Origin of the sequence: Amycolatopsis sp. NPDC051128 (assembly GCF_040682715.1) — a bacterium.
GTDB lineage: Bacteria > Actinomycetota > Actinomycetes > Mycobacteriales > Pseudonocardiaceae > Amycolatopsis.
Map to the genome: position 1 here is coordinate 291,698 of NZ_JBFBBN010000002.1, position 18,245 is coordinate 309,942.

The 18,245-nt window shown below is 71.3% G+C and carries 16 protein-coding genes; 9 read left to right on the forward strand and 7 right to left on the reverse strand.

Translation table 11 applies throughout. The features are described 5' to 3' along the window. Positions 1–238: 238 nt before the first annotated feature. From AB0M82_RS03530 to AB0M82_RS03540, 3 genes are all read right to left on the reverse strand, one after another. Entirely contained in the window at positions 239–2,656 is a 2,418-nt protein-coding gene (locus AB0M82_RS03530) for a phosphoketolase family protein (protein ID WP_364717339.1), read from the reverse strand. Positions 2,657–2,693: 37 nt separating this feature from the next. Then, positions 2,694–3,314: a CBS domain-containing protein gene (locus tag AB0M82_RS03535; protein WP_364717342.1), complete on the reverse strand. Its 621-nt coding sequence runs from the start codon at positions 3,312–3,314 to the stop codon at positions 2,694–2,696. A gap of 63 nt (positions 3,315–3,377) precedes the next feature. Further along, entirely contained in the window at positions 3,378–4,496 is a 1,119-nt protein-coding gene (locus AB0M82_RS03540) for an acetate kinase (protein ID WP_364717344.1), read from the reverse strand. Positions 4,497–4,898: 402 nt separating this feature from the next. Here AB0M82_RS03540 and AB0M82_RS03545 point away from each other — a divergent pair, with 402 nt between their 5' ends. The 3 genes from AB0M82_RS03545 to AB0M82_RS03555 all read left to right on the forward strand — a co-directional run bounded on the left by AB0M82_RS03545 (position 4,899) and on the right by AB0M82_RS03555 (position 7,218). Then, the gene (locus AB0M82_RS03545; protein ID WP_364717346.1) at positions 4,899–5,771 is read left to right on the forward strand and encodes a universal stress protein; all 873 of its coding nucleotides are present in this window, start codon (positions 4,899–4,901) and stop codon (positions 5,769–5,771) included. Between the two features lie 80 nt (positions 5,772–5,851). Further along, positions 5,852–6,292: a flavodoxin domain-containing protein gene (locus tag AB0M82_RS03550; RefSeq protein ID WP_364717348.1), complete on the forward strand. Its 441-nt coding sequence runs from the start codon at positions 5,852–5,854 to the stop codon at positions 6,290–6,292. Further along, positions 6,289–7,218 (forward strand): universal stress protein, encoded by a 930-nt coding sequence (locus AB0M82_RS03555; RefSeq protein ID WP_364717350.1) that lies wholly within the window; start codon positions 6,289–6,291, stop codon positions 7,216–7,218. Before AB0M82_RS03550 ends, AB0M82_RS03555 begins: the two co-directional genes overlap by 4 nt. 38 nt (positions 7,219–7,256) lie before the next feature. Here AB0M82_RS03555 and AB0M82_RS03560 read toward each other — a convergent pair whose 3' ends face one another. Then, positions 7,257–8,243 (reverse strand): hypothetical protein, encoded by a 987-nt coding sequence (locus AB0M82_RS03560; protein ID WP_364717353.1) that lies wholly within the window; start codon positions 8,241–8,243, stop codon positions 7,257–7,259. 191 nt (positions 8,244–8,434) lie between these two features. Here AB0M82_RS03560 and AB0M82_RS03565 point away from each other — a divergent pair, with 191 nt between their 5' ends. From AB0M82_RS03565 to AB0M82_RS03580, 4 genes are all read left to right on the forward strand, one after another. After that, positions 8,435–9,109 (forward strand): BON domain-containing protein, encoded by a 675-nt coding sequence (locus AB0M82_RS03565; RefSeq protein WP_364717355.1) that lies wholly within the window; start codon positions 8,435–8,437, stop codon positions 9,107–9,109. Between the two features lie 147 nt (positions 9,110–9,256). Further along, the gene (locus AB0M82_RS03570) at positions 9,257–10,363 is read left to right on the forward strand and encodes a glycosyltransferase (protein ID WP_364717358.1); all 1,107 of its coding nucleotides are present in this window, start codon (positions 9,257–9,259) and stop codon (positions 10,361–10,363) included. Then, on the forward strand, positions 10,363–11,379 hold the full coding sequence (locus AB0M82_RS03575) for a hypothetical protein (RefSeq protein WP_364717361.1): 1,017 nt from the start codon (positions 10,363–10,365) through the stop codon (positions 11,377–11,379). The genes AB0M82_RS03570 and AB0M82_RS03575 overlap by 1 nt, the downstream gene beginning before the upstream one ends. Further along, positions 11,376–12,860, forward strand: coding sequence for a glycoside hydrolase family 130 protein (locus AB0M82_RS03580; RefSeq protein ID WP_364717363.1), 1,485 nt, complete (start codon positions 11,376–11,378; stop codon positions 12,858–12,860). Before AB0M82_RS03575 ends, AB0M82_RS03580 begins: the two co-directional genes overlap by 4 nt. A gap of 25 nt (positions 12,861–12,885) precedes the next feature. On the opposite strand, the gene AB0M82_RS03585 is transcribed toward AB0M82_RS03580, so the two are convergent. Beyond that, positions 12,886–13,935: an acyl-CoA desaturase gene (locus tag AB0M82_RS03585; RefSeq protein ID WP_364717365.1), complete on the reverse strand. Its 1,050-nt coding sequence runs from the start codon at positions 13,933–13,935 to the stop codon at positions 12,886–12,888. Between the two features lie 141 nt (positions 13,936–14,076). Continuing rightward, complete coding sequence (locus AB0M82_RS03590; RefSeq protein WP_364717366.1) at positions 14,077–14,550, reverse strand: cupin domain-containing protein; 474 nt, start codon at positions 14,548–14,550, stop codon at positions 14,077–14,079. 64 nt (positions 14,551–14,614) lie between these two features. On the opposite strand from AB0M82_RS03590, the gene AB0M82_RS03595 reads away from it, so the two are divergent. Beyond that, a complete protein-coding gene (locus AB0M82_RS03595; protein ID WP_364717368.1) occupies positions 14,615–15,211 on the forward strand; it encodes a TetR family transcriptional regulator in 597 nt (198 codons plus the stop codon). 161 nt (positions 15,212–15,372) lie between these two features. Further along, a complete protein-coding gene (locus tag AB0M82_RS03600; RefSeq protein ID WP_364717370.1) occupies positions 15,373–16,914 on the forward strand; it encodes a radical SAM protein in 1,542 nt (513 codons plus the stop codon). Between the two features lie 165 nt (positions 16,915–17,079). On the opposite strand, the gene AB0M82_RS03605 is transcribed toward AB0M82_RS03600, so the two are convergent. Continuing rightward, positions 17,080–18,042, reverse strand: coding sequence for a right-handed parallel beta-helix repeat-containing protein (locus AB0M82_RS03605; RefSeq protein ID WP_364717373.1), 963 nt, complete (start codon positions 18,040–18,042; stop codon positions 17,080–17,082). Between the last annotated feature and the right edge of the window lie 203 nt (positions 18,043–18,245).

The following is an 18,245-nucleotide window of genomic DNA, read 5'->3' on the forward strand; positions in this document are numbered from 1 at the left end:
TTCGCTCCAGACGTCGCCGTCCGGCTCGCCGCATCGGACATTGCACGGGCCCGATAGGGACGTCCGGTCATCGGCTGTCGGTCGTCGCAGAGCGGGGGCTGGGCACTTCGGCGTTGTCCTCCCGAGCATACCGCGTGCCGGCGCCGATGAGCCTGATCATTCAGCCCAACTTCGTGTCCTGACAGGCAAATGTGCGCTCCAGGGCGACGCGTGCGCCGTCGGAGGTTCGCTGAACCGGTCAGCCGGCCCAGGTCCAGCCGCGGATTTCCGGCATGTCCTCGAAGTGTTCGCGGATGTAGCCGTGGTGGCGGACCAGCATGGCGTGGCAGTGCTCGGCCAGCGCCGCCCCGCCTTCGGGCACCCGGGCGGACCTGCGCAGTGCTTCGAGGACGAGGTGGTAGCGGCTCATCCGGTTGAGCACGACCATGTCGAACGGCGTGGTGGTGGTGCCCTGCTCGGTGTACCCGCGGACGTGGAACCGGCCGGGGCCCGGGCGGCCGTGCAGCAGCTGGTGCACGGCCCGTGGGTAGCCGTGGAAGGCGAAGACGACGTCGGCGGTGGCGGTGAACAGCCGCTCGAACTTCCGCTCGCCGAACCCGTGCGGGTGGTCGTCGGGCGGGAGCAGACCCATCAGGTCGACCACGTTGACCACCCGCACCCGCAGGTACGGGACGTAGTCGCGCAGCAGCCGGGCGGCGGCCAGGATCTCCAGTGTCGGCACGTCGCCGGCGGCGGCGAGCACGATGTCGGGTTCGCCGTCGGTCGTCTCGGTGCCGGCCCAGTCCCATGTGGACGCTCCGGCGGCGCAGTGGGCGGCCGCTTCCTCGAGGTCCAGGTACTGCAGGTGCTCCTGCTTGTCGGCGACGATCAGGTTGACGTGGTCGCGGCTGCGGAGGCAGTGATCCGCGATCGACAGGGTGGTGTTGGCGTCCGGCGGGAACCAGACGCGCACGACACCGGGCGCGAGCGGGACGGCGATGTCGATCAGGCCCGGTCCCTGGTGCGAGAAACCGTTGTTGTCGTTACGCCAGCAGGTCGAGGTGAGCAGCACGTTGAGCGACGCGACCGGACGCCGCCACGGCAGGTCCACCGCGTGCTGCAGCCATTTGGCGTGCTGGATCAGCATGGAAGCCGAGACCATCGCGAACGCTTCGTAGGTCGCGAACACGCCGTGCCGGCCCGACAGCAGGTAACCCTCCAGCCAGCCTTGGCACAGGTGTTCCGAGAGCACCTCCATGACCCGGCCTTCGGGTGAGACGTGGTCGTCGGTGGTGAGGATCGGCGCCTGCAGGCAGCGGTCGGTGGCCTCGAAGACGGCGCCGAGCCGGTTGCTGGCCGTTTCGTCCGGGCAGAACAACCGGAACGTGCCGCCGCCGTCGGATTTCCGCGTACTGGCGCGGTAGACGTCGCGCAGCAGCTCACCGAACGGACGGGTGTTGCCGTGGTGCACGACACCGGGCGCCGGCACGGCGACCGCGTACGGTGCCAGTGCGGGGATGTCGAGCTGTTCCAGCAGCCGGCCGCCGTTGGCGTACGGGCCGGCGGACATCCGCTTGTCCCCCTCAGGGGCGAGCGCGGCCAGCTCCGGGACGAGCCGGCCGGTGGCGTCGAACAGGGTCTCCGGGGCGTAGGACCGCAACCACCGCTCCAGCAGCCGGAAATGCCCGACGTTCTCCCGGACCTGGGTCAGGGGGACCTGGTGCGCCCGGAACGTGCCTTCGACGACGGCGTCGTCGACGACGTCCGGGCCGGTCCAGCCCTTCGGGGTGCGCAGGACGATGGCGGGCCAGCGGACCGGCCGGAACGGCTCGGCCGTGCCGGCGCGCGCGTGCCGCTGGTTGTCGCGGATCCGGTCGTGGGCGGCGGCGAGGGCGTGGTGCAGTTCGGTGAACACCGCGGCGGGGTCGTCCCCGGCCACGAGGACCGGGTCCCAGCCCTGCGCGGTGAGCAGCCCGAGCACGTCGGTGTCGTCGGCCCGGCCGAGCACGGTGGGTCCGGCGATCTTGTACCCGTTGAGGTGCAGGATCGGCAACACGGCGCCGTCGCGGCGGGCATTGAGGAACGCGGGGATCTTCCAGGACGCCGCCAGCGGCCCGGTCTCCGCCTCACCGTCCCCGACCACGCAGGCCACGAGGAGATCCGGGTGGTCGAAGGCGGCGCCCGCGGCGTGGGCGAGGGCGTAGCCGAGTTCGCCGCCCTCGTGGATGCTCCCGGGCGTCTGGACGCCGACGTGGCTCGGCACACCACCGGGTGTGGAGAACTGCCGCACCAGCCTGGTCAGCCCGGCGACGTCGGCGGAGACGGCGGGATAGACCTCGCCGTACGTGCCCTCGAGGTAGGCGTTCGCGAGCAGGGCCGGTCCGCCGTGGCCGGGTCCGGCGACGTAGAGGCAGTCGGTGCCGGTGTCGCGGATGAGCCGGTTGAGCAGGGTGTAGATCAGGGACAGCCCCGGGCTGGTGCCCCAGTGCCCGAGCAGGCGCGGCTTGATGTCCTCCACCGAGAGCGGCTCGCGCAGCAACGGGTTGTCCTGCAGGTAGATCTGGGCGACGGTCAGGTAATTCGCCGCGGCCCACCACCTCAGGTCCAGGTCCCGGTCGTGCTCGTCGTACGGCGAAGTCGTGGTCATCGTGCCGGTCAGGGTCGTGGACTGCTGCATCGCGGGGTGGCCTTCCAGAGACGATCGGGCCGGCCGGTCAGCCGGCCGGGCTCGTGCCGGTCACGCGGACCGCGGTGACCCCGGGCACTGCCTCCGCCAGCACGGTCGCGACGTGCCGGTCGGTCTCGTCGTCGAACGCGTCCACGACCTCGACCGCGCCGTCGTGCACCTCGACGGTCCAGCGTCGCGGCCCGCCGTAGATCGACAGCTGGTGGCGGACGTCCGCCGAGATGACCGCGTCGTCGCGGGCGAGCGCCCGGACGAGGTCGCGCCGGGTGACGACGCCGACGACGTGGGCGCCGTCGACGATCGGCATGCTGCGGATCCGGTCGTCGAGCAGGACCCGCACCAGGTCGACCACGTCGGTGCCTGCGCCCATCCCGACGGCCGGCGTGGTCATCACCCCACCGACGGTCCCGGACGGCGGATCGGACGGCTTGTCCGGCGCGGTGTCTTCGCCCGGGTGGTAGCGGGCGTCGCGCGGGAACCGGTCCCGCACGAGGTCCGCCTCGGTCACCACGCCGATGAGCCGGCCGTCGGCGTCGAGGACCGGGAGCGCGGTGAAGCCGTGGGCGGCCAGCAGGTTCGCGGCGTACTTCACCGTCATGTCCGGTGTCACGGTGACGACGGGGCTGCTCATGATGTCGCGTGCTTGCATCGAAGTCCTCTTCCGTCGGTCTTCACGCTAGGGGTGTGGCCGGGGGCGCGCTGCTGTCGTTCGTCACCGATCGCGAGGTCCTCCGGCACCCACGGTCCGGGCGGCCATCGCCAAGGTCGTCTGCCGGGCGATCTCGAGGCCCTCCCGCGCGGACACGACCAGCACCCGCACGGCCTCGTGCGCCCGGCCGACCTCCCGGTCGCCTTCGGCGGCCAGGCGCCCGGAATCGACCTCGACCCCGAAGATCCCCAGCCGTCCGCAGAGTTCGGCCAGCAGGGCCGGCTGGTGTTCCGCGACGCCGCCGGTGAACACCAGCGCGTCCAGGCGGTCCAGAGACGCCGCCATCGCGCCGATCTCCCGGCGCAACCGGTGCAGGTAGACCTCGATCGCGGTGCGGGCGTCCGGGTCGCCGCGATCCCGCGCGGCCAGCACGTCCCGCACATCTCCGCCGGTGCCGGTCATCCCGGCGAGGCCGCTCCCGCGGTCGAGCGCGTCGTCGAGACCCGCCACGTCGGTGACGCCGGATCGCAGCAGGTACAGCAGCAGACCCGGGTCGACGCTGCCGGAGCGGGTGGCCATGACCGCCCCTTCCAGCGGGGTGAAGCCCATCGACGTGTCGACACCGTGGCCATCACGGACGGCGGTCACCGAAACGCCGGCCCCGATGTGGCAGCAGACCAGCCGCAGCTCGGCCTGGTCCCGGCCGAGCAGCTCGGCCGTGCGGCGCAGGGCGGACGCGCAGGAGAGCCCGTGGAAGCCGTAGCGCCGCAGTTCGTGCTCGCGAACCCAGCTCTTCGGCAGCGCGTAGCGCGCCGCGGCTTCCGGCATCTGGGCGTGGAAAGCGGTGTCGAAGCACGCGTACACCGGCCCCGGCACGATCTCGGCGACCACCGCGGCCAGTTCCAGCGACAACGGCTGGTGCAACGGCGCCAGCGGAGTCAAGGCGGTCAGCCGCGCGGTCTCCGCGTGGTCCAGCGGGACCGGCTCGGTGCTCAGGCCGCCGTGCACGAACCGCACGCCGGCCGCGTCGATCGGGTGCCGGCGGACCACCAGGTCGGCCAGCGGCTGCCGGGCCTGGGCGGCGGACGCGGCCCCGACCGTGGCCAGGTCGACCTCCAGCCCGTCGTCGACGACCGACAGCTTGACGCTCGACGAGCCCGGGTTCACCGTGAGCACTCTCATCGGACACCCCTCGCGGGCGAAGTCAGCCCTTCGGGGGTGGGGCGGAGGTCGCGCGGCAGCCGCGCGACGGGTATCGGGGCATCCGGTCGCGGAGGGGTGGCTGCGTGGGGCTCCTTGGTTCCGAATGAGTCATTCGCGACACCAAGCCGCGTGGTGAGGCCGCCCGGATGCGGCGCAAAGCGACTTTGCTCGGCGATCCCCGCGAGGTCGACGGGTGCCATGGCGAGTCCCTGGGTCGGCTGTCGTCGCGCCGTGGTCCGGGGCACTCGCCGCACAGCGTACGCGATCGGGCCCTCCTGCGGGCTTGTCCAGCGTGCTCGACGAACTCGCCGGGATGCCTCCCCGGATTTGGTCCCCGGGCAAAGGGTCTTCGTGCTCTGACGCGCGGAGGCGCCGTCGGACATGCTGGCCGGGGTCGCCGTCCGGGCGGCGCCGGAGGAGCAGGAGGCGGCGATGGCCGGAAGCGCGCAGGCCACGGTGATCGTCGGGGTGGACGCTTCGGAAGGCTCGCTGCGCGCGGTCCGGTGGGCAGCTCAGGAGGCGGCTCGACGCGACACGTCCCTGCGGTTGTTCCACGCGTGCGTGGTCGATCCGGCCGGCTCCGAAACCCTGCCCGAACACGTGGACCGGCCGCTGCGCCACGCGGCGAAGATCGCCCGCACCGCGGCGCCGGGGCTCGAAGTCGAAATCCAGGTGCGGCTCGGGCTCGCGGTCGACCTGCTGCTCGCGGAGTCCGCCCACGCGCGCCTGATCGTGCTCGGCTCGCACGACCTCGGCGGCCTGCGAGGCGCCCTGGTCGGTTCGGTCGCGCTCAGGGTCGCCGCGGCCGCGCGGTGCCCGGTGGTCGTCTTCCGCGGCCAGGCCGACCCGAGGGGCCCGGTCGTGGTCGGCGTGGACTCCTCACCGGCGAGCGAGGAAGCGCTGCACTTCGCGGCCGACGCGGCGGCCGCGCGGGGCGTACCGCTGGTCGTGACGCACGCCGGCCACCGGCGAACACCCAGCATCGAACCCGCTTTCGCCGACCAGCGGGCCGAGGACCGGCGCGAGATCGAGGAACTGGTCACCGGCTGGACGCGGAAGCATCCGGAGCTGGAGATCACGACGCGGGTCGTCGACGACCGTGAGCCGGCTCGTGCGCTCATGGCGGTCGCCCCCGACGCCCAGCTGATCGTGGTCGGCAGCCGGGGCCGCGGCCCGGTCGCCGGTGGTTTGCTGGGGTCGACGGGCAACGACCTGCTCGCGCACGCCACCTGCCCGGTCGCCGTCGTCCATTGAGCAGGCCTCGGTGACTTTCGCCGGACCGGCGAGGTCGTCGGACTCTGCTGCCTGCGCCGCGGCCGGATGAGGCTGGGAAGATGAGAATCCTCGTCGCGGTGGCCACCCGGCACGGCGCCACCCGGGAAATCGCCGAGCACCTCGCCACGGCGCTCGGCTCCGCGCTGACCGGCGCCGAAGTGGCGCCCGAGGTCGAGGTGCGCGACGTCGGGCTCATCTCCTCACTCGACGGCTTCGACGCGGTGGTCCTCGGCAGCGCCCGCTACCTGGGACAGTGGCTCGAGCCGGCCCGGAATTTCGCGAGATCCTTCTCGGACGACCTGCGAGGTCTTCCCCTCTGGCTGTTTTCCAGCGGTCCGGCGGGCGAGGCGGACGAGCCCGCCCGCGAACTCGGCCGGCAGCTGGCGGCCCGCGACCACCGGGTGTTCGACCGGACGGCCGACCGGGCGCTGGTCCGGGCCTGGGGCCACGAGATCGGCGCGACACTGACCGCCACGGCCGTGGCCGGAAGCGCGTCGTGATGTCGCCACCCGGGCATCAGGGCCGCGTCTGGCCGGCGCCTCTCGACGGCCAGGAGACGGCTCGGACACCGCACGGCGCCGTCGTCGCCGGCATCGACGGCTCGGGCTCCGCGGTACGCGCGGCGGTCTGGGCGGGCGCCGAAGCGCTCCGGTGGGGACGTCCGCTGCGTCTGGTGCAGGTCTACGCGTTGCCGCAGGTGCACGTCCCGATCGCGGTCGGAACCCACGAACAGGTGCGTGCCGGGCTGACCGAGCGTGCCGAAGGCTGGCTGGCCGAGGCGCGGACAGCCGTGCTCGCGGAGTCTCCCGGCCTCGAAATCGGTACCGCCGCGCGGGAATGGAGCCCGGTCGCGGCCCTCGTCCAGGAGTCACGGCACGCGGAACTGGTGGTGCTCGGGTCCCGCGGGCTCGGCGGCTTCACCGGGATGCTCGTCGGCTCCACGGCCGTTTCCGTGGTCGCTCACGCGTGCTGCCCGATCGTGGTGGTGCGTGGCCGGCGGCCGCAGGATCCGCCGCCGCTCACGGGCCCGGTGATCGCCGGCGCGGATGGATCGTCCGACAGTGACGGCGCACTGGCGTTCGCGTGTGAACAGGCACGGCTGCGAGGCGTCCCGCTGACCGTGGTGCACGCCTCGAACGACGCCGAGATCGAACAGGCCGAACGCGCCAGGCTCACCGATCAGGTGAGCGCCTGGCAGGACAAGTTCCCCAGCCTGACGATCGACCTCGACGTGACCCGTGGGCGCCCGGCCCGGAGGTTGCTGGAGCACGCGAAGCACGCGCAGCTGATCGTGGTCGGCTGCCGGGGCCGTGGTGGCTTCACCGGGATGCTGCTCGGCTCGACCAGCCAGGCGCTGATCGTGCATTCGCCGTGCCCGGTCGCGGTGGTCCGGTCGCAGGACGCGCGAAGCGAGGAGACCCGGTGAAGGACCGGACGTTCGTGGTGGGCGACCGGACGCTTTCCCTACCGCACCGGAACATCCGGGGTTTCGCGATGGGTCAGCACGTCGGCCACCGCGCGTCGCATCGTGTTCGCGGTCGGCTGGCCGTAGCCGATGCGCAGCAGCGTGTGGGCCTGCCCGAGACCGTCGAAGATCCGATCGAGCGCGTCCCGGGTCTGCGGCGTCTCGAAGGGCTGTGACAGGAACGAAGTCGCCAAGCCCGCCGCGGTGGCGGTGAGCAGCACGTGCTGCATGGCCATCCCGGCCCGGACCTCGGCGTGCGGCCCGCGGTCCCGGGTGAGCACGGCCGCCAGCACCGGGTCCTGCTCGAATTCACGCGGCGGCAGCTCGTGGTTGGCGTGTGAGGCTCGCAGTGACACTGCTCTGGTCCCGTACGGCGGAGGCCCGGCCGCGCTGTCCGGCACGCCGTCCGGCGCCTCGGTTTCGTGCCGTATCCAAGACGCGGTCTCGGCTTGGAACGCGGGATCGTTCTCCTGCAGCGCCTCGGCGCGGCGCACCAAGGTCGTCACCGTGGAGAAGCGCCCGGAGGTATCGAGGAACTCCACCTGCCCGCCTTCCTCGAGCGCCGCCGACTCGAGGGCGACGCGGGTGGCGGGCGGCACCAGCCGATCGAGAAACGGCCTGCGGTTGGTGTGCCGCCGGAACACGGCCTCGGCCAGATCGCGGTCGGCCTGCGTGACCTTCGCGTTGCCGTCGAGTCGGATCACGGCGAGCAGGTCGGGTTCGCCCGGGTCCGGGATCGTCCGGACGACCGTCGCGATCCCCTCCGACCTCAGGTGGGCGACCACGTTGAACGCGGCCGCCCCACAGGACAACCGTGCTTCCCGCGCGAGCGGATCGGCCACCCGGAGCACTCGTTCGCGGTCCAGCCACACCTCGATCGTTTCGCCGTCGAGGACGAACCGCCAGGGCTGGGTGTTGTGCGGAGACGGTGCCCGGACGGCCGAGGCGAGGGCCTGCTCGAACATCGTCGCGTGCGGTCGGCTCATCGCGGACTCCGGACGTCAAGGGTGGGTATCGCCCCCAGCATGACCCGCGGCGGCCGTCATCCGCGGCGGCCGTTGGTCACCAGAAGCCGGGATTAAGGCCCCCTGGTCGCGGAGCGCCGCTCGGCGAACGACCTCGGAAGAGGTGCCGCAGGACTCTAGGTCGAGGCCGCCGACGCGAGGACGGTCGCTGTATGACACAGACCCAGCACAGGGCGGACCACGAGTTCGAGGCCGCGATCACCGATGAGCTGGCCTGGACCCCCAGCGTCGACGCCCGGGAGATCGGCGTGAGCGTCACCGACGGCGCGGCGACGCTGTCCGGGAACGTCGGGACCTACCCCGAGTTGGAGGAAGCCCTGCGCGCCGCCACCCGCGTCCACGGCGTCACCGTGTCCGCCGACCGGATAGTCGTCCGGCACGCCGACGGCGCGCCGTCGGACGACGACCTCGCCCGGGAGGCCGCGATCGTCTTCGATCGCCACACGGTGGTCGTGCCGAAGGGATCGGTGCGGGCCGAAGTCACCGACCACGTGATCACGTTGCGCGGCAACGTGGACTGGCAGTTCCAGCGGGAGGCCGCCCGGCACGCGATGGCCACGCTGCCGGGTGTGAGCGGGATCCGGAACCTGATCACGTTGACCGCCGCGACGCTCGTCCCGCCTGCCGAAACCCAGGGCCGGATCAAGGCCGCGCTGCGCCGGCACGCGGCTCCGGAGGCCCCGCACATCGAGGTCGACGTGCTCGGCAGCCACGTCACGCTCTCGGGCACGGTCTCCTCCTCGGCCGAGCGCCGGGCGGCCGAACAGGCCGCCTGGTTCGCCGCCGGGGTGACCGCGGTCGACAACCAAGTGACGCTCTCGGACTGAGGCGTCACCCGCCGGCCGGCACCCGCTCCCCCGGCGGGTGCCGGCGCCCGTTCGCGAATTCTGGAACATCCTGAACGTTCGCGGACGTTCCGCCCGTTCCTCGCCGCCGCCCCATCCGGAAGGCTCCGCGTGATCACGTTCGGCTTCTTGAGTACCTATCCGCCCACGCTCTGCGGTCTCGCGTCGTTCACCGCGTCGCTGCGTGCCGCGTTGCCGCCGGGCTCCGCGGGCGGGGTGGTCCGCGCGGTCGAGTCCCCGGACACCGTGGGCGGCGCCGAAGTGGCCGGGGACCTGGTCGCCGGCTCGCCGTCGAGCCACCGCGCGGCGGCGGCCCTGCTCGACCGGGACGACGTGGCGATCGTGCAGCACGAATACGGCATCTACGGCGGCGCGGACGGCGAAGACGTCCTGCGTGTCCTGGACCTGCTGCGCGTGCCGGCGATCGTCGTCCTGCACACCGTCCTCAGCGCGCCGACGCCGCACCAGCGCGAGGTCCTCAACGGCGTGATCGCCGCCGCGGCCGCGATCGTGGTGATGAGCGAGACCGCGCGCGCCCGGCTCGTCGCCGGCTACGACGTCCCCGCCGGCCGGCTCGTGGTGATCCCGCACGGTGCCCCCGACACCGGTGGCGCGGCGGCGGTGCCGCACCGCAGCCAGCACCGCCAGATTCTGACGTGGGGCCTGCTCGGCCCCGGCAAGGGCATCGAATGGGGCATCGAGGCGATGGCCCTGCTGCCCGCCCAGTGGCCGGAGCCGCGCTACCTGGTCGCCGGCCGCACCCATCCGAAAGTGCTGGCGCAGCAGGGGGAAACCTACCGCCGGTCGCTGCTGCTCCGGACCGAGCGGCTCGGCGTGCGGGACCGGGTCCGGTTCGACTCCCGCTACCTCGCCGCCGCGTCGCTGGGACGCCTGGTGGCCCGCGCCGAAGTGGTTCTCCTGCCCTACGACTCCCACGACCAGGTCACCTCCGGCGTGCTCATCGAAGCCGTCACCGCACGGACACCGGTCGTGGCGACCCGCTTCCCGCACGCCGTCGAGCTGCTCTCCGGCGGCGCGGGACGGCTCGTCGATCACCGGGATCCGGCGGGCATCGCGCACGCGCTCCAGGAGATCCTCGTCGACCGGGCCGCGGCGGGCCGGATGGTCGCCGCCGCCGGGATCGCCGCGCGCGACCTCGGCTGGGCGTCGGTGGCCACGCAGTACGGCCGGCTCGGCGCCGAGCTCGTGTCCGCGCTGGCCCCGGTCGTGGCGTGATGCTGGACGACCGTCACCTGCTGCGCATGTCCGACGACGTCGGTCTCTTCGAGCACGCGTGCGGCGCCGTCCCGCGTCGCGAACACGGATACTGCCTCGACGACGCCGCTCGCGGCCTGGTGGTGCTGAGCCGCGAGCGGGACCTGACCCCACGGCTGGCGCGGGTGCAGGAAACGCTCTTCGCCTTCACCGCGCACGCGCACGAAGACGGCCGCTTCCGCAACCGGCTCGGCTACGACCGCGGCTGGCGGGACGCCCCCGGTCTCGGCGACTGGTGGGGCCGCGCGCTCTGGGGGCTCGGCAGCACGGCCGCGTACGCCGGACGCGCGTGGCTGCGCACCGAAGCCCGGCTGCTGTTCGACGCGGGGGCCCGCCGCCGGTCTCCGGACCTGCGCGCGATGGTGTTCGCCGCGCTGGGCGCCGCCGACGTGCTCATCCGGTTCCCGGCGGACGAGCAGGCGCGGGCGTTGCTCGCCGCCGCCGTCACGGCGATCGGGCCGGTTCCGCCCGGCCGGGACTGGCCGTGGCCCGAGCGCAGGCTGGAGTACGCCAACGCTGCGGTCGCCGAGGTCCTGATCGCCGCCGGCGCGCTGCTGCCCGAACCGGGCGCGCTCACCGACGGCCTGCGCGTCCTGGACTGGCTGGTGGACCGGCAGACCCGGGAGGGCAGGCTGTCGGTGGTGCCCGCCGGCGGCTGGGCGCCGCGTCAGTCGCCGCCCGGGTTCGACCAGCAGCCGATCGAGGTGGCCGCGCTCGCGACGGCCTGCGCCCGGGCCCACGCGGTCACCGGCGACACCCGCTGGACGTCCACTGTGGAGCTGGCCCGCACCTGGTTCCTGGGCGCCAACGACGCCGGCACGCCATTGCTGGACCGGGAAACCGGCGGCTGTGGCGACGGGCTTCGCGCCGACGGTGTCAACCGCAACCAGGGTGCCGAATCGATGCTGGCGATGCTCGCGACGTTCCAGCTCCCGCGGCTACGGGCCGGCGCGCTGACCGGCGCCGGTGCGGCGTGACCGGCGAGGGCGCAGGACTGGTGACCCGGCACCCGTCAGGGTTCCGGCCCGACCCCGGCCGGGTCGTGACGAAACTGTTCGTGCCCGGCGAGGAGGCACCGGAGACCCGGTCGCGGGCGGGCGCGTTGGTCGCGCGTGTCCTCGCCCTGCCGGAAAGTTCGGTCGGCTCCACAGTGGACTGTGTACTGGCCGGCTTCTCCGGACGGCACCGGGACCTGCTCGCGGTCCTCGAGCACAACGCGTCGATCATGAGCCACCGGCTCGTCGATCCCCGCTCCCTCGACCCCCGGCGCCGGCTGCTCCTCGGCGCGTACTTCACGCACGAATACGCGGTCGAGGCGGCCGCGCTGTGCAACCCGTCCCTGGTGGCGCACCCGCGGCAGGACGGGCTGGCGTCCGGGCAGGTGCGAGTGGCGCTCAGCCTGCGCGGCATCGGCGAAGGACACATCTCCTCGATCGGTTTCGCCACCGGCGTGCTGGGGCCCGGGACGCGCGCCGACTGGCACCCCCGGACCGGACCGGTGGACACGGGCGAGCGTCAACCGGACTCCTGGAGCCGCTCGTGGCTGCGCGCCGCCCTGGAACACGACGGCTGCGACAACGAGATCACCGCCACCGTGACCGCGACCCTGCCCGACCCCTTCGGCCAGCACGACCTCGACCACGCGCTCGCGGCGCTCGATCCCCGGCTGCTCGAACGCGCCGGGGCGGCCGGCACCACCCAGCACATCCGCGAACTCGCCGCCGCCGGCTACACGGTGCGCTTTCCCGGCGACACCGAGCTCGCGCAACGGCTGCTGTGGCCGGTCAGCGCGACCGAAAGCCACGGCATGGAAGACGCCCGCTTCGTCCGCTTCACCGCCGACACGGGCGTGACCGGTTATCGGGCCACCTACACCGCGTACGACGGCGCCACCGTGACACCCCGGCTGCTGGAAAGCGCCGACCTGACGTCGTTCAGCGCGTTCGCCCTCACCGGGCCGGCGGCCCGCAACAAGGGCATGGCGCTGTTCCCCCGGCTCGTCGGCGGCACGCACCTCGCGTTGTGCCGCGGGGACGGGGAAACGATGAGCCTGGCGACGTCGTCCGACGGCCGTTCATGGTCCGGCGAAGTGCCGCTGCACGGGCCGACGGCGGCCTGGGAGCTGCTGCAGGTCGGCAACTGCGGCTCTCCGCTGGAAACGACGTCGGGCTGGCTGGTGCTCACCCACGGCGTCGGACCGATGCGGACCTACGCCATCGGCGCTCTCCTGCTCGACCTCGCCGACCCGGCCCGGATCGTGGGCGCGCTGCCCGAGCCGCTGCTCGTGCCGGACGAAGACGAGCGTGAAGGCTACGTGCCCAACGTCGTCTACTCCTGCGGCGGAATGATCCACGACGGCACGCTCTGGCTGCCCTACGGCAGCAGCGACGCCCGGGTCTCACTGGCCACCGTGCCGGTGGACGCCCTCGTCGCCCGCCTCGAAGCGGGGGGCGCGTGACCGCGGGCGAGCCCGCCGGCTCGCGCTACCGGGCGGGTGCGCTCTTGGCGCGCAGAGGCGCGCTCGCGTCGTGCAGGTGTCGCAGGACGTAGTGGTAGGTCTTCAGCAGTCCGCATTGCGCGTAGTCGATCCCGTGGTCGGCACAGAACGCCCGCACGATGGGCTGCGCGCGGCGCAGGTTGGCGCGCGGCATGCTGGGGAACAGGTGGTGCTCGATCTGGTAGTTCAGCCCGCCCAGCGTGAAGTCGACCCATGGACCGCCGCGGATGTTGCGGCTGGTGAGCACCTGCTTGCGCAGGAAATCGAACTGGGTCTTGTCGGTGAAGGTGGGCATGCCCTTGTGGCCCGGCGCGAACGAGCAGCCCAGGTACATCCCCCACAGCCCCTGGTGCACCGCGATGAACGCGACCGCCACCGGCGGGGACAGCACCACGAACACCGCACCGAGGTAAACGCCGACGTGCGCGAGCAGCAACGCCGCTTCGAGCCGACGCGCTTTGACATCGCCGCGCCACACCGCTCGGATGCCTGCCCAGTGCAGGCTCAGCCCTTCCAGCAACAGCAACGGGAAGAACAGCGCCGCCTGGTGCTTCGAAGTCCAGCGCACCAACCCGCTCTTCTCGGCCGACTGTCCCCGGGTGAAGGCGAGCACCGGGATGTCGATGTCGGGATCCTCGCCTTCGTGGTTGGGGTTGGCGTGATGGCTTCGGTGCTTGCCCATCCACCAGCCGTAGCTCAGCCCGGTGAGGCCGCCGAAGGCGTAGCCGGCACGGTCGTTGGCGCGCCCGGTGTGGAAGATCTGGTTGTGCCCGGCGTCGTGGCCGAGGAACGCGATCTGGGCGAACACCACCGCGAAGAACACCGCGGTGGCCAGCTGCCACCACGAATCGCCCAGCACGGCGAACACCACGCACCCGCCGGCCAGCGCGAGCAGCGTGAGACTGATCTTGACCGCGTAGTAACCGCGGCGACGGTCAAGCAGGCGTTCACCCTGCACGAGGCGAACGAGTTCACTGAAGTCGTCACGCGACTTCGCGCGAACACCGGCGTCGACGCTCTCCGGAGACACAACCATGGAAGCCCTTCCCAAGTCATGGCGCCGGGGACCAGGGCGACCACTCGTTCACTACCCCGACTGGATTCCCGCCGGATTCCCCTGCTAAACGAGACAGGGTCAGGGGCGTTGGACACCGTCGCGGCGCGAGGGGGTGGAGTCTCAGAACGGGGGTGGCCCGAGGATCTCGATCGCCCCTGTCTGGTTCGCCGCGGCGTGGATCCGGCCGAAGTCGACCGGCGGCGGCGAGCTGCCCGCGGGCGCCGGCTCGCTGGCGATGCGGAAGAAGGACTCGCCGCTGCCGGGCGTCTGGATGCAGAGCATGCGCGCCACCGACGTGACCTGGAAGGCGTGCGGGACGCCCCGCGGGAGCACGGCGACGCCGCCGGCGCGCAGCGTTCGTCGCTCGCCGTCGATGTCCAGCAGGATTTCGCCCTCGAGCAGGTAGAACGTCTCGTCCGCGTCGGGGTGCCGGTGCAGTGGCGTCACCTTTCCCACGTCGAGTTCGTCCTCGAACATCAGAAACGCGCCGCCGGCTTCCTCCGCGGTGACCTTCCAGGTCTGCAGGCCGCCGCCGCAGAACCACCGCCGTTCGCCCTCGCCGCTGTCGCGGACTGTCGCTGCCAGTGTCTTCATGACGGCCTGCTCTCGTTATTCATGGGACTTGAGTCCCATGTTGGGACGACGGTACCATGAACACATGTCGATGTCCTACGAGGAATCCGGACGCACACGCCAGAAGACGCGCACCCGCAACGAGCTGATCGCCGCCGCTCGCGCGCTCATCGCCCAGGGCGGCTCGGCGCCCACCGTCGAGGAAGCGGCCGCCGCGGCCGCCGTCTCGCGCACCACGGCCTACCGCTACTTCCCCAACCAGAAGGCACTGCTCGTGGCGGCCCACCCCGAGGTGGAAACCACGTCCCTGCTCCCGGCCGACATCGGCGACGACGTCGAAGAACGCCTGCGCCTGGCCGTCGACGCCGTCATCGCGCTGGTGATCCGGACCGAGCCGCAGCAGCGCACCATGCTCCGGCTGTCCCTCGAACCGGGCACCGTCCCCAGCGAGTTGCCGCTGCGCAAAGGCCGGGTGATCGGCTGGCTGGAAGACGCTCTCGCCCCCCTGCTGCCACGCCTGACCGAGCAGGGGGTGCGCCGGCTCGCCGTGGCGATCCGCAGCGCGATCGGCATCGAGTCGCTCGTCTGGCTCACCGATGTCGCCGGCATGTCCCGCGAACAGGCGGCCGACGTGATGCGATGGTCCGCTCGCGCCATGCTGCAGTACGCGCTTGCCTCGTAGCCCGCTACCGCCCCGGGCTCGAATGCGTATTCGCCGAGCAGGCTGAGGGGTATAGTGCGACCTGATCGCCGCGTCTGCCCCAGTCCCCGGTGACGCCGCCATCCGCTTGTCGCTGACCGTCGTTCTGGCCGTCATGGCCGGCTATCGGAGAGAGCAACGCGGTGAGAGTCGGAATCCTCGATCTTCTCGGTCCGCCCGTCCGGCGCCCGGTGGACCTCGCCTATCAGGTGCTGATCACCAAGCAGTACGCCAGCATCACCCCCCAAGCCATTTCGGTGTGGTGCCGCAGGCAGGGGCATGAGACCTTCTACGCCACCTACTACGGTCTCGGCCGGCCGCACCGCCTGCTGCCCGCCGACCTGGACGTGGTGTTCATCTCCTGCTACACGCAGGTCAGCCACCTCGCCTACGCGCTGGCGAAGCTCTACCGCCGGGCCGGTGCCCGCACGGTGATCGGCGGCCCGCACGCCAAGGCGTTCCCGGTGGACTGCCTGCGCTTCTTCGACCTGGTCGTCCGCGAGTGCGATCCGGAGCTGGTCGCCGACATCCTGTCCGGGCAGTTCGATCCGGGCACCATGATCTCGGCCGACCGCCCGTTCGACGACGTGCCGACCGTCGAGGAGCGGATGCCCGAAATCCGGGCGTCGGCCTTCTTCTGGGGACGCAAACCGCTACTGCTGTCCGCGGTGCCCATGCTCGCGAGCATGGGCTGCCCGTACCGGTGTGACTTCTGCATCGACTGGAGCAGCACCTACCGCCCGTTGCCGGCCGACCGCCTCCGGGCGGACCTGCGGTACCTGGCCCGGCACCTGCCCGGCCGGCTGATCGTGTTCCACGACCCCAACTTCGCGGTGAAGTTCGACCAGGTCTTCGAAACGCTGGAGGCCCAGCCGCCCGGCGAACGGCCGCCGTACATCATCGAAAGCTCGCTCACGGTGCTGCGCGGCGACCGGCCGCGGCGGCTGAAGGAAACGAACTGCGCCATGGTCGCACCGGGCGTCGAGTCGTGGACCGATTACTCGAACAAAGCCGGCGTCGGCCGGACCGGCGGGCCCGAGAAAGTCGACCGCGTCGCCGCGCACTTCGCGCAGCTCGCCGAAAACGTGCCGTACCTGCAGGCGAACTTCATGTTCGGGCTCGACACCGACCAGGGCGACGAACCGGTCGAGCTGACCAACCGGTTCATGGACCTGGCCCCGTTCGCCTTTCCGACGATCAACATCCCCGTGCCGTTCGGCGGCACCCCGCTCCACGAAGAGCTCACCGCGGCCGGACGGATCCTCTCCAGCATGCCGTTCAGCTTCTACTACGCGCCCTACCTGGTGACCACCATCAAGAACTACGATCCGATCACCTACTACGAAAAGCTCATCGCGCTCTATTCGCACGCGGCATCCCCGGCGATGCTGCGCCGGCGACTGCGAACCGCCTCGAACCGCCTCGTCGGATACGTCCACCGGGCACGCACCGCGAGCTTCCGCTCCGACATCGCCAGCTTCCGCCGCATCCTGGAAATGCTGCGGTCCGACCCGCGGTTCCGGTCCTTCCACGAGGGCCGGACCGCCACCCTGCCGGAGTTCTACCGCCACATCGGCGAACGCATGTCAGGCCCCTACGCCGAACTGCTCTCCCCGGCCGACCGGACACCCGACCTGTCCCCGGCCGGCCCCGCACCCCACCATCTCGACATCGAGGAACGATAGCCACTGTATCCGCGCCCCTGTTCCCGGCCGGGAGGGGCAATTTCCGCTCGACAATCCACTAAGGACAGAGAGGTGCGTCCGGACTTGCCCAGCAAGAAATCGTTCCGAGACCTGGTCTCGGAACGATTTCCCGCCACCCTCACCGTCGCCGGCAGCAACTCGTGGCTACAGATTGCCCGCAATCGAGATCCGGACAAACGGAACCTGTGCCCCGGGCACGTAGATGACGGACTGCAGGTACTGCGCGGGAACCTTCAGACCGATCAGCGCCTGCCAGTAGGCCGGCAGCGGGTAGTAGTTCCGGTTGTCCCGCACCTCGACGTCGTGCAGGCCCTCGGGGGCAAGCGACCACAGGGCCACCAGGTTCACTCCGCAGAACACGGCGTTGCCGCTGAACACCGTGTAAGTGCTGACGATGTTCGCGCCGCGGTAGTAGCCGTAGACCCTGTTGCCCGTGATCTGCGCGTATGCGCCGTGCGTCTCGATCGCGGCACCGGTGACGTCGGTGCCGACGAAGTAGTTGCCGGCGATCGTCACGTACTGGCTGTTGGTGTAGATCGACGAGTGGTCGTGCCGCTCGCGGTCCACGGTCTTGAAGATGTTGCCCGTGATCAGGCTGTGGTCGACCACCGTTCCCATCACGACGGTGTTGATGTTGTCGGTGTTGAGGAACTGGTTGTCGCGGATGGTGATTCCGGAGCCCTTGTAGGCCACGACGGCGAAGCGCGGGAAGCCGTGATAAAGCGAGTAGGTGGTGACCGGGTTCTGCTGCTCGTTCTGATCGAAGATCACCCCGGTGATGCTCAAACCGGAGAGGTCGGTGCTCGGCTGGACCCCCATGAGCATCGCCAGGTAGTCGCCCGCACCGGGCGCGACGCGCAGCACCGTGTAGTGGCCGACGATCTTCAGCCCCCTGGACAGGCGCAGCGTAGGTGCCACAGTGAACACTCCCTGTGGTAGATCGACGGTCCCATCCACCGGATGGTCTAACAGGGACTGAATGCGCGCTGTCGCCTCGGAAACCGTCGCTGCCGACACCGGGGAGGCCGAAACGATTCCTGCCGTGAACGTCACCACCATTGCCAGAAATGATCCCAAAACCATTTTCCGGCAGCGCCGACCGATCATCACTGTCTCCTCCACCGAGTGTTCCGCACTAGCTGTGCTTCCCTAAACTTTCCGCACTTGAGCTGCGGAAAGTAGGGCAGAGCGACCCGGTAGGGCCCGGGCCGGAAGACCCGGGTGAAACGGCGAGCGCCCGGAAAGCGCCCAGGTCAGCCCGGCAATCCTCGGCAATGACCGGAGGGAATCACCCCATGACTGAGAGAAAT